This window comes from Acaryochloris sp. IP29b_bin.137, assembly GCF_028285745.1.
Taxonomy (GTDB): Bacteria; Cyanobacteriota; Cyanobacteriia; order Thermosynechococcales; family Thermosynechococcaceae; genus Acaryochloris.
In genome coordinates this window covers 21,005-31,966 of the sequence record NZ_JANQOP010000184.1, presented here as the reverse complement: position 1 = coordinate 31,966, position 10,962 = coordinate 21,005, and the positions used below count along the sequence as shown (strand labels likewise).

At 49.2% G+C, this 10,962-nt stretch carries 13 protein-coding genes; 6 read left to right on the top strand and 7 right to left on the bottom strand.

Annotation, left to right across the window (positions count from 1 at the left end; genetic code table 11):
• Positions 1-94: 94 nt before the first annotated feature.
• The gene (locus tag Q0991_RS13450) at positions 95-1,672 is read right to left on the bottom strand and encodes a protein kinase (protein WP_299489234.1); all 1,578 of its coding nucleotides are present in this window, start codon (positions 1,670-1,672) and stop codon (positions 95-97) included.
• 198 nt (positions 1,673-1,870) lie between these two features.
• A complete protein-coding gene (locus Q0991_RS13445) occupies positions 1,871-2,779 on the bottom strand; it encodes a CoB--CoM heterodisulfide reductase iron-sulfur subunit B family protein (RefSeq protein WP_299489233.1) in 909 nt (302 codons plus the stop codon).
• A 190-nt stretch (positions 2,780-2,969) separates the two neighbouring features.
• On the opposite strand from Q0991_RS13445, the gene Q0991_RS13440 reads away from it, so the two are divergent.
• Complete coding sequence (locus tag Q0991_RS13440) at positions 2,970-3,206, top strand: hypothetical protein (protein WP_299489232.1); 237 nt, start codon at positions 2,970-2,972, stop codon at positions 3,204-3,206.
• Between the two features lie 114 nt (positions 3,207-3,320).
• Here the strand turns inward: Q0991_RS13440 and Q0991_RS13435 are convergent, their stop codons facing one another.
• The 3 genes from Q0991_RS13435 to Q0991_RS13425 form a co-directional block, all read right to left on the bottom strand.
• The gene (locus tag Q0991_RS13435; protein ID WP_299489231.1) at positions 3,321-3,797 is read right to left on the bottom strand and encodes a Dps family protein; all 477 of its coding nucleotides are present in this window, start codon (positions 3,795-3,797) and stop codon (positions 3,321-3,323) included.
• 84 nt (positions 3,798-3,881) lie between these two features.
• On the bottom strand, positions 3,882-4,145 hold the full coding sequence (locus Q0991_RS13430; protein WP_299489230.1) for a sulfiredoxin: 264 nt from the start codon (positions 4,143-4,145) through the stop codon (positions 3,882-3,884).
• A gap of 166 nt (positions 4,146-4,311) precedes the next feature.
• Positions 4,312-5,433 (bottom strand): Gfo/Idh/MocA family oxidoreductase, encoded by a 1,122-nt coding sequence (locus Q0991_RS13425; protein ID WP_299489229.1) that lies wholly within the window; start codon positions 5,431-5,433, stop codon positions 4,312-4,314.
• Between the two features lie 234 nt (positions 5,434-5,667).
• On the opposite strand from Q0991_RS13425, the gene Q0991_RS13420 reads away from it, so the two are divergent.
• The 5 genes from Q0991_RS13420 to Q0991_RS13400 all read left to right on the top strand — a co-directional run bounded on the left by Q0991_RS13420 (position 5,668) and on the right by Q0991_RS13400 (position 8,916).
• Positions 5,668-6,369: a hypothetical protein gene (locus tag Q0991_RS13420; protein ID WP_299489228.1), complete on the top strand. Its 702-nt coding sequence runs from the start codon at positions 5,668-5,670 to the stop codon at positions 6,367-6,369.
• Positions 6,370-6,614: 245 nt separating this feature from the next.
• Positions 6,615-6,980, top strand: a complete 366-nt coding sequence (locus Q0991_RS13415) for an STAS domain-containing protein (protein ID WP_299489237.1) — start codon at positions 6,615-6,617, stop codon at positions 6,978-6,980.
• Between the two features lie 107 nt (positions 6,981-7,087).
• Positions 7,088-7,519, top strand: a complete 432-nt coding sequence (locus Q0991_RS13410) for a ribonuclease III domain-containing protein (RefSeq protein ID WP_299489227.1) — start codon at positions 7,088-7,090, stop codon at positions 7,517-7,519.
• Positions 7,520-7,584: 65 nt separating this feature from the next.
• Complete coding sequence (rlmB, locus tag Q0991_RS13405; RefSeq protein WP_299489226.1) at positions 7,585-8,508, top strand: 23S rRNA (guanosine(2251)-2'-O)-methyltransferase RlmB; 924 nt, start codon at positions 7,585-7,587, stop codon at positions 8,506-8,508.
• Between the two features lie 102 nt (positions 8,509-8,610).
• The gene (locus Q0991_RS13400) at positions 8,611-8,916 is read left to right on the top strand and encodes a DUF1816 domain-containing protein (RefSeq protein WP_299489225.1); all 306 of its coding nucleotides are present in this window, start codon (positions 8,611-8,613) and stop codon (positions 8,914-8,916) included.
• Here the strand turns inward: Q0991_RS13400 and Q0991_RS13395 are convergent.
• Together Q0991_RS13395 and carA are read right to left on the bottom strand one after the other, a co-directional pair.
• Positions 8,897-9,754 (bottom strand): alpha/beta hydrolase, encoded by an 858-nt coding sequence (locus Q0991_RS13395; RefSeq protein WP_299489224.1) that lies wholly within the window; start codon positions 9,752-9,754, stop codon positions 8,897-8,899. The genes Q0991_RS13400 and Q0991_RS13395 overlap by 20 nt on opposite strands.
• Positions 9,755-9,784: 30 nt before the next feature.
• Positions 9,785-10,948 carry a glutamine-hydrolyzing carbamoyl-phosphate synthase small subunit gene (carA, locus tag Q0991_RS13390; RefSeq protein WP_299489223.1) on the bottom strand — a complete coding sequence of 388 codons (1,164 nt, stop codon included), beginning with the start codon at positions 10,946-10,948 and terminating at the stop codon, positions 9,785-9,787.
• Between the last annotated feature and the right edge of the window lie 14 nt (positions 10,949-10,962).

Sequence of the window (10,962 nt, the reverse complement as noted above, 5' to 3'; positions counted from 1 at the left end):
TAGCAACTCCCGAAGTTTTGGGATAGGACTATGACCGCAGGGAAGGTTAAACCTTACGAGTCCTCCGGTCAAACCGGAGGCTTAAGAAGGATAGTTACTGGAAGTCTGTTGAAGTGTCCGACGGCGGTGGGGTCGAGAAATCAGGAGTAGAAAAAGGATCAAATGGGGATGGGCCAACGTCGGGGGCTGAAGGGTCAGGGTAGGGCTCTATCGGTGTTTGTAAATCAGAATGGGGAGCATCTGTTGCTAAGGGATCGGGGCTAAGGGGAACAGGCTCCTGAAGTGTGGGGTCTGACTCTCCCTCTGGGTCAAACTGGGGATTAAGGTCTGGCTCTTCTAAGGTTGGGGGAGTGGGGGACTCAAGGGGTGTTTCAGTTGGAGTGGGCAACTCCTCTATCGGTCTTCTGGTCGATCCGGGTTTGGGCAGAAAATCCTCATTTTGAACTTGAACTGGGGGAGCCTTTGCAGGGACCTGTGGGTTGGTGAACTGATTTTGGTAATGAAACCGTAGCAACAGCCCAAAGGCAATTCCCACAACCCCAGAAAGTACCGAACAGAGTATTAAAGCTCGGAAGGGAAAGCGAGGCGGTGCAGAATAGGATTGGAGACGAGTGGGTGACACAGTCGGGTTGGGCTCCTGAAGAGGGACTGTTGATTTTGAAGTGGTTGCGGTTGAATGATTCTCTGACTTGGAGACGAAAGAAGAGGGAGAAGACACTTCTGGAGCAGGGAAAGTAGGGTCTGATGCTGACGCGGCAGATGCCTCTAACGTTGAAGAATGTGCTGGCGATAAAGGTCCAGACAGTATTGGGGCAGGGGAATCTGGGCCTATGTTACCCGATTCTGTTGAAAATGATACAGGGGGTGGAGAAGGGGTGGGAAATAATTCCAACCACTCAGGAAGAGATGGCGGACGATGTTGAGGTTGTATGGCCATCCCCCGCAGAATGGCAACAACCGTTGCTTGGCTTAAGCTTGGAGGATGGAACTCTAAGCGAATATGCTGTCGCTGAGAGGCTGTAACCGGAGCTTGCCCGGTCACCAAAGTGTATAAAGTTGCGGCGAGTCCATAGATGTCTGTTGCGACGGTTTGTTGGCCTTGCGCAGCTTCTGGCGCTGCATAGGCATGAGAATTGGGCGGCAGTAAACCGGGGGTATTGGGTCTCCAAACCCAATTCACAAGAATGGGACGATGGTCTTGGGGGTGAACCACGACGTTTTTGGGTTGGATATCCCCATGCCAGAGATGTTGCTGATGAGCGCGGTGTAAGCCGTCGGCTATTTGAGTGATTTGTGCGATCGCATCTGCCTCCGGCATGGGCTGATGTTCCACCTGCATGTCCCAGGTCTGCCCTGATAGCTTGTCTTTGACCAGGAACGGGAGGACGGATTCTACAAAGACGTCTCGAACGGGCTCTAGAGACGGATGGTTTAATTGCTGCCATGCCTGAGCCTGCTGTAGAAAAGTATTGCGCTGTTGGGCAATTGTTTTAGGTTGCTGACGGGATGGGTTAAGGGTTTCAATCAGGACAGGTTGTTGACTGGGTAAATGAGTACCCTCGTAGGTTAGCTGCCAGCCCCGATGTCCAGTGAGTTGATCTAGACGATACGTTCCCTTTTGCAGGAGGGTACCGAGGGGAAGCAAAACCATTGTTGGCAGAAGAGGTTTCATGGTAGCGATGGGTGAAGAGGGAGGGCTAGATCATGAAGATGCTTGGAAAATTCTGGGGGTTCCTGGCTAATTCTGGTTTCTCTAAACCCTAAGCTTATTCTCTCAGGTATTTAAGCACGGTCATCGGTCTCATGAAGACGTAGGTTAGGGGTGTAGGGATTTCAAAGATCAGTCACTGAGAGGGATTAGCAATTGATATTAACCGATTCCTAACTTATCCAAAATAGGTTGAGTGGAGACAACGTGCTTTTCTAAGCCGAGTTTCTGAGGTTCGATCCCGAGGGCTAAACCAACTAACTGGGGGAGATGTAGCACAGGTAGCCCCAATGGAGTGCCAATCGTCTGTTCAACCTCAGGCTGACGAGAATCTAAATTTAAGTGGCAAAGTGGACAGGGGGTCACCAGACAGTCCGCCCCGGCAGTAATCGCGTCCTGAATTCTGCTCCCTGCCAGGGCAAAGGATTCGAAGGTGGCATAACTCGCTAAGGGCCAGCCGCAACATTGAGTTCGGCCTGAATAATAGATTGGAGTGGCGTCTAAGGCCAAAAATACATTCTCCATTGAAGAAGGGTGAATTGGATGATCAAAGGGAAGACTTTTTTGAGCCCTAAGAAGATAACAACCATAGAATGCGGCACATTTTAGGCCGCTAAGCTTACGCTTGACTTGCAGGGAGAGGGCTTCTAATCCATAATCTCCAACCAAGGCCCAGAGGATATGCTTGACTTCGGTGCTCCCTTGATAGGGCGAACAATGTTGCTCTGATAAAAGGTTGTTAATTTGGTCAAAGTATTCAGTGTCTGTTTCTTTTGCTTCCTTCAACCGCTCATCCACGTGACCGATAACGCCCTGGCAGGTACTGCAATGGGTGAGTAAGGGTAAATTGAGCTGTTCGGCTAGGGCAATATTGCGGGCATTGACGGTATCTTCTAGGAGCTGTGAATCTTCTTTAAAGGTGCCGGAGCCACAACAGGCTGCTTGTTTTAATTCAAGGAGCTGAATCCCCAAGGCTTGGGTAATTTCCTGAGTTGACATATATAACTCTCGGCAAGCGCCTTGAGCCACACAGCCTGGGAAGTAAGCATATTGAAGTGTTGGGACCGACATCTGAATTACTCGCTGAATTTGTGCCTACGCTAGAGCAACGCTAGCATGTTGGCTTGAGAATTCGAGATACCTGTGATTGAACATTACAAAATGGGGCAATTTGGTTCTTGGGTGCTACGGCAGCTGGGAAGTATAGGGTACCTGGTGCCGGCTGATGCCATGATAGAACCGGCTTGGGGGGCCAGAGATTATGTCTTCAATGTCAGACACAACGACGGTTCAGATTAGAGCCAGTACGTTAGCAGATTATGCTGTGATCGCATCTATATACAACGAAGCGATCACAGCGGGCAGTATCACCTTCGATACCCGTCAATTTGAAGCGAAAGATATTCAAGCCTGGGTGGATAAATTTTGCGATCGCGAATATCTATTGGTGATCAGACGTCAACCGCAGATTCTGGGGTGGGGCATCGTTAAACAATGATAGCGATCGCCACGGCTACAGATGCTGTGGGGAGTCCCCTATTTTGAGGCTACAATCCCAGCTTTGCGATCGCATTGTCCAGTGATCGCCCCACCTCGATCAGTTCAAGCCAGCTTAGTTTAATAAACTCCGTAACATCCAAGCGGTTTTCTCGTGAATTTGCATTCGCTGAGTGAGCAAATCCGCAGTCGGCTCATCATTAGCTGAATCAGCCAGGGGAAATATGGAGCGAGCTGTCCGAACCACTGCTTCCTGGCCAGCAACCAGTTCTTTAATCATAGCTTCGGCAGAAGGAACGCCATCTGCTTCTTGGATCGAAGTGAGTTGACTATATTCTTTATAAGTCCCCGGTGCTGGAAACCCTAATGTTCGGATTCGCTCAGCTACTGCATCAACCGCTAGGGCTAACTCATTATATTGTTCTTCAAACATCAAATGAAGGGTTTGGAACATGGGACCAGTCACGTTCCAGTGGAAATTGTGGGTTTTGAGATAGAGCGTATAAGTATCTGCGAGAAGACGAGACAACCCTTCAGCAATTTGCTGGCGGTCGCTTTCGGAAATACCGATATTGATTGGAGCAGCTTGCATGGTTTTTACCTCAAAAAAACTAGAGAATGGGCCAATCAGAAGAAAGGGGATAAACCGTTGTTGAAGAATACCGATCCAAGAAACTTAGGCTAAGTGTCGTTGCAAGACAGAGGGAGGGGCTCTACGAATACAACAAAGAATGGTGGTATATCCAAGCCGAGTACAGGCTTCATAGCGATGACATCCCGAAAAACCATAGTATCGGCCTTCAACTTCCAACACTTCAATGGGCTCTTGCAAGCCAATTTCAGCAATAGACATCATCAATGTCTCTACTCGCTGGGGATCATTCTGTCGGTACAGCGGTCGGTGGATTGAATCAATGGGAATCTCTTCAATGCGAGCCATAATCGTAGTCGAGACGAATCCGTATCTAAATCATAGTCGTTATGAGTTCGACTTGCAAGCATAGGAATTGGAATTTCTGATCCAATTACGGGGCATTTCCCTGAGGTAGATAGGGATTTCAATTGGCCCTCCAAGCAATGGAAACAGAGAGAGACGCCTTTAATCTTTAACTTAGATAATCAACTAGATTTGGCACTTCAATCCAAGTACCTTGTTGATGGGATTGGTGAGCCGCATCCATCAGCAGTTGGGAATAGACACCTTCCTTCAGAGAGGGAGCCGTCGTTTGGCCGTGTTGGATCATGTGGGTCCAATGTTCTACTACTCTCTGGGTCGGGGCAATACGCCCATCCGGGTAGTTTTTCTCGAACTGAAGCCAGTCTGGGATGGGGATATCCTGCAACTCGGCTCCCGTTTGACTGCCTTTTAATTGGAATCCGTGGATATAGTCCTTGGGATTGCTACTTCCCAGAACTAAGGTGCCTCGATCGCCATAGACTTCCACCCAATGTCCTCGACCGGCATAGGTGGTCGCACTAATATTCACCTGACAGGTTGTGCCATTCGTTAGCTCAAGGATCAGAACACAGGTATCGTCAGCATCAACGACTTTGGCAGTCCCACTCTTTGGATCGGGGCGAGAGGGAATGGTGGTCACCAGGCGGGCACAGATTCGTTTAGCAGGACCAAATAGCCAAGTAATATAGTCAAAGGTATGGGAAGCCAATGCCCCCAGTGAACCACCGCCTAGATCTTTACTAGCATGCCAACTCCAGGGGCGATTCGGATCAGCTCGTCCAGGCACTAACCAGTCAATTTTGATCAGGCGTGGTTGTCCAACATAGTTTTCAGCCAGCAAAGCTTTCATCTGCATCCAGGCTGGCACAAATCGAAATTCAAAGTTAAGGGTTGCCTGAATGCCTTGCTGCTGCGCGAGCTGATACAGTTTTCGCGCCTCTGAAGCCTTCAGGGTAGTGGGTTTTTCCAGGAACAAATGCTTTTTGGCCTGGAGGACCTGGGTCGCCATCTCATAGTGGAGAAAGGGAGGGGTTGAAATACTCACACCCTGAACATCCGAGCGACTCAGTATTTCGCCGAGATCGTTGGAAGAATAAGGGATGTTGTGAGATTGTGCGATTGCAACAGCCTTAGCTAAGTCACGGTTATACACCGCTACCAGATCAGTCCCTGGATAGTCTCGAAAAGCAGGAATATGAACTTTTTGGCCAAAGCCAGTGCCCACAACAGCGACACCGATAACAGATGGGGAAAAACTATCAGCAGGCATAGGGTTCTTCGGGCTGGAATATCACAACCCGTATCATACCGACCTCAGGGGATTAGCAGTGTACATGAGAGGAAATTTGTCTGTTTCTTTATGTTTTATCCCGGATTTGATCACATCATTTCCCCTAAATTGATTAGACTAGAGGCATTATCTCGGCTTTCCTTTAGAGATAGCTTAATCCTGCTTGATAAGGTTAGATGTTGTCTAATCTCTGTCCTCCTCCCATCCATATTTATGGCAGACTCCTCAGCAGAAACCCTACTCGCCATGGCTTCACGCCTACTGACCTACTACAGTTATGAAGTTGATGGGCATGCTCAAGACTTGCTACTTGAGCGTTGGTTGCATGACTATTCTCCCGAGTGGGTTCGATTGGCTTTAATCGAGTCATTATATAGGGGACGGTATAAGACGATCTCTGTGAGAGGGCTGCTGGCTGACTGGCAACGGAAAGGGCATCCCACCTGTAACTTTAACCGAGAATTTGAGGCCCTTATTTGCCACAACTTCCCTCAGATCTGGTTCAAGCAAGACATTGGTGTTCAAGATATTCCAGCTTCTCCAGCGACTATCAGACAAGACTGGGAGCGGCAACTTCCGAAAACCCAGCCCCCCCCTTCCCTGCAAAAAAACGCTGTAGACTTAAATTCCGTGGTGTCCTCTGCTCAGGCATCTCAACCATGGACCGCAAATCGATCAAACGCCGACGCATCATTGATGGGTGAGAAGCTGTGGGAGGGGATTGAAAATACCGAAGTTCATCAGAAGATGTCTGCCCTGTTGGGGCAAAATACTCCAGACCAGACTAGTAGTTCCGCGTCCGTTAAAAAAGTAACTTCTCCTAAGTTGGACGTTTCTCCGATTGGGCAATTTACCCCCAAAAGTGAATTTTCTGAGTTATATCAAAAACTCGTGTCGATGGTGTCTTCTGCGTAAGGGACTTAGGTATCAGCAATCGCAGAAACGCTTCAAACAATCTGGCATCCTGCCTTTGTGCTGAACATAAAAATTGTGATGGATCTTAACTAGGTATTTTTTAAGTTTGCAGATAAAAAGATAGGGGCGGTAAACCCTCCATCGCGCCCTTTTCCTTCTCTTTGAGGCCAGTGGACAAGAACTGCGTCAAGACCCTATACTAGACCCTCATCATCTGTTTAGCGTTTTGGTACTAGGAGGGCACTATTCCTGAACAGCTAACCCTGACTGTAAGTTTACGAGGCACACGGGATGTCAGGGAGAAATACCAACTCTTTCGCCTCACCGGCTTACTAGACGCGTTTTCAGAACCTGTTTTCCGCAAGGTGATGACGAAGTGTCTAGATGAAAGTCCCTTTCACGTTATTTTGGACCTTTCCAAAATTGACTTTATCGATAGCTCGGGTTTGGGGGTACTTGTTCAGCTAGCCAAAAAAGCACAAACGGCTGGGGGATCATTCCAAATTGTTTCTAATCCGAGAGTTACCCAAACCGTCAAACTGGTTCGATTGGAAAGTTTTCTGTCGTTGCAACCCAACGTTGATACTGCGATCGCAAATGTTGACAAATAAAGGGCTCTATCGCTTACGGTAATGCCCGATGATCAACCCAGTGATCAACCTTAACTGAAGCAGCCCACTGATGTCCCTCCCTGTTGCTTAGTGCCTGAGCAACAACAATGCTATACAGTCTTCCATTTTCTTTTCTGCAGCTGACATCCCTTTCCCCCACAGAAGTGCGGGCAATTTCGCCAACGGCGCTTGCCTATATCGGCGATGCGGTATACGAGTTATTTATCAGACGTTACTACCTCCTGCCGCCATCCCGATTACGGGATTATCACCAGAAGGTGGTGGCTTGTGTTCGGGCTGAAGCTCAAGCTGAGATTGCCCAGGAGTTGTATCCCCTGCTTTCTGGCGCTGAACAAGCTATTCTCAAACAGGGGAGAAATGCCGCAGTTGGAGGCCCAAGGCGAACGAACCCCGTGACTTATCAATATGCAACGGGGTTTGAAACCCTGATTGGTTATCTCTATCTCACCGATCCCCCTCGATTGGAAGAGCTGCTGGCACAAATTAAGCTTGATCCCTCAACGTCCAATTCTGCTTAAAATAGCTCCAATTTGATTTTTCCAGGACATCCTCTTTGGCCCATCGATCAAAATTTTCATCCCCCATGACCAAAGCGCGGCCCTCCCAAAACAACAAAGGCAAAAATAAGCCCCGCAAGCCGCGGCGCTCATATTCATCGACCCAAAAGCCTCAACATCAGGCCATCCCCTCAGGATCATCTCAAAAGCCCAAAAGGATTTCTAAGGAAACCGCTGCCGCTCCAGAAGAGAGGGGAGACTTGATCTATGGACGTCACTCCGTCCAGTCCGCGTTAGAACATCAGCGCTCCCTCAATCGCATCTGGGTCGTGTCTAAACTGCGGTACAATCCCTGTTTTCATAGTCTGCTTAATCAAGCGAAGTCACAAGGGACCATTATTGATGAAGTCGATCACCGTCGCCTGAATCAACTCACCCAACACGCTGCCCATCAAGGGATCGCTGCTCAAGTGGCGGCCTATGAATATCTGGATTTAACGACGTTAATCGACCAGGCTTGCTCTGCCACCCCCAAACCTGTCATTATCGCGGCTGACAGCATTACCGATCCCCATAATCTTGGCGCTATGATTCGGACTGCCGAGGCATTGGGGGCTCAGGGGATGGTGATTCCCCAAAGGAGAGCGGCTGGCGTTACTTCCGTTGTGGCCAAGGTCGCAACCGGGGCCCTAGAATCTCTGGCAATAGCCCGGGTTGTGAACCTAAACCAGGGGCTTGAGCAGCTCAAAAAAGCTGGATTTTGGATTTATGGATTGAGTACCTCCGCCCCGCAGCCGGTTCATTCTGTGGCGTTTACAGCGCCCACCGTATTAGTGATCGGCGCCGAGGGGCCAGGCTTAAGCGTATCTACACAACACCATTGCGACCAGTTAGTTTCAATTCCCTTGCAGGGAAAAACAGCCAGCTTAAACGCATCAGTTGCAACCGGTATGGCTTTATATGAAGTCTATCGCCAACGTTGGGTAGAAACCCTCCATTTGTATCCTTGACGTATACGGATGTTACAGAATATAAAGGGGCTCTAGCATACATTGTTAACCAAAACGGTTTGAAATTCAGGACTTAGCATTGCAGAGGAAAGCATTTTCACCATGACGACAAAAGACAACGCCACAGATTTGTCGAGCCGCTTTGCCGAATTCTATAATCGCTTAGGATTAGCCTGGTGGGTTGAGATCAAGACATCTTCACCAGTGTGCATCTATTTTTTCGGCCCTTTTATCACTCAAAAGGACGCAGAAGCAGCTCTACCAGGTTATATTGAAGACTTAGAAGCTGAGCAGGCTAAATCAATTGTGACAGACGTGAAGCGTTGCAAACCTGCCCAATTGACGGTTTGTGATGAACCAGATGTTGAGCCAGTGATACCTGTCAAGATTAACCCCCAGTTGAATTAAGAGTGACTTTGGGATATTTCTTCAGCCATATCAGGAGATCCTGCTGTATTCGATCAGGAATTTCCCACGGCAGCAGGTGGGCGGTTTGCTGGTAGCAAATCCATTCACTGTGTGGGAGAAGGTCGGCAGTCGCTTTACTGGCTGTCGCCGTGATGTGGCGATCTTGCTCCCCTGCCAACACTAAGCAAGGACATTGAATGTGCCTCAATTGTCCCTCTTGGTTATATCCCTGTCTTAAAGCTTGGTTGAGAGCCCCCTGTGCATGGCGAGATGTGCGGATAAAGGCTGGAACAGCGTAACGGCCCAAATATTTATAGGACTGCGGAGTTTGCTGAACCATCAAATGGCGCAATAACGACCGTCGACCCAGGGTATTGATATTCCAACGCCAACCAGGTCGGATCCAGTTAATGATCCCCGCTAGCCCGGTAAAGAGATTGTCTTGCCAGGTAATGGGGGGATGGTTGCTGCGGGGATAAGCTGCTGTCGCTATCAAAATTAGGCCGCTGACCCGACGGGGATAACGGATAGCCAACTCCATTGCCAGAATGCCGCCTAATGACCAGCCCAAAATTAAACATTTTTGGATGCCGTGCTGGTCCAGCAGTTGGATCAGATCCTGAAGATGATCGCCCATGTCAAAGGCAGCACGGGTTTTGCTCCGACCATACCCTCGCAAGTCAGGGGATAAGGTTTTATAGTTTTGAGACAAAAAATGGGTAAAAACCCCCATGCACTGACTGGTGCCGGGGTGACCATGTAAGCAGAGAATGGGAAAGCCGTCTCCCAAAACCTCAACGGCTAAGGGAAAAGGGGTTGGACGGGAATCTTCAGTCACAGGGCAAGGAAGGAAAATAGACGGGACGGCTTAATCCGGCCGCTCGGTACGATGGGTCTGCATGGCCTGGACGAAACGGGCAAACAAGTAATCTGCATCATGGGGACCCGGACTCGCTTCGGGATGATATTGGACTGAAAAAACGGGCAGGGTTTGGTGTTTCATGCCAGCGATGGTTTGATCGTTGAGGTTTAAGTGGGTCACTTTAACCTTGGCCTGGCTTATGGATTCAGCCTTCAGGGCAAACCCATGGTTCTGGCTGGTGATTTCGACCTGGTGTTGCAGGCCAGCGGGTTGATTCAAGCCCCGATGACCAAATTTAAGTTTAAATGTATCAATGCCAAGGGATAATCCCAGTAACTGGTGTCCCAAGCAGATACCAAACATGGGTTTCTGTTCTGCAAGCAAGGCTTTTGCCGTCTCAATGCCCGCAGAGACGGCGGCCGGATCCCCAGGGCCGTTGGACAAGAAAATGCCATCTGGCTGATGGCTGAGAATTTCGGTGGCAGGGGTATGGGCAGGAACGACAATAATTCGACATCCATAGCTTGCCAAGCGCCGAAGGATATTTCGCTTAATTCCAAAATCCAGAGCAACAACGGTTAAGGATAATTGGTTTGAATGAGCAGGGGGTGGGGATTGCCTAAACTCCCAGGTGGCAGGGGTTGGGTCTACCCATTCATATGCCGTTTTTGTGGTGACTAATTCTGTCAAATTCAACCCTTCCATGGAGGGGGCTTGCAGCACCTTTTTCAGTAAGGTTTGAGGGTCCAATATCTCGGTGGAGATGGCACCATTCATTGCACCTGCAGAACGGATGGTCCGAGTCAGGGCTCGGGTATCAATCCCATAAATGCCAGGAATTTTATGTGCTTGCAGATAGTGAGATAGGGGTTGAGTGGAGCGCCAATTGCTGGGTTGATGACAAAGATTGCGGGCGATTGCCCCTTTGACTTGAGGTCGCTCTGATTCATCATCCTCAGGGTTAACGCCGGTGTTCCCCAATTCAGGATAGGTAAAGGAAACTAACTGGCCGCAATAACTCGGATCCGTCAATACTTCTTGATATCCGGTCATCCCCGTATTAAATACAACTTCTCCAACCGCAGTCCCCGGTGATCCAAAGGACCAACCGGGATAAGAGCTCCCATCTGCTAGGACGAGCAGGGCCGGTTTAACATCAATGTTGAGCATGGGAGAACGTCGCC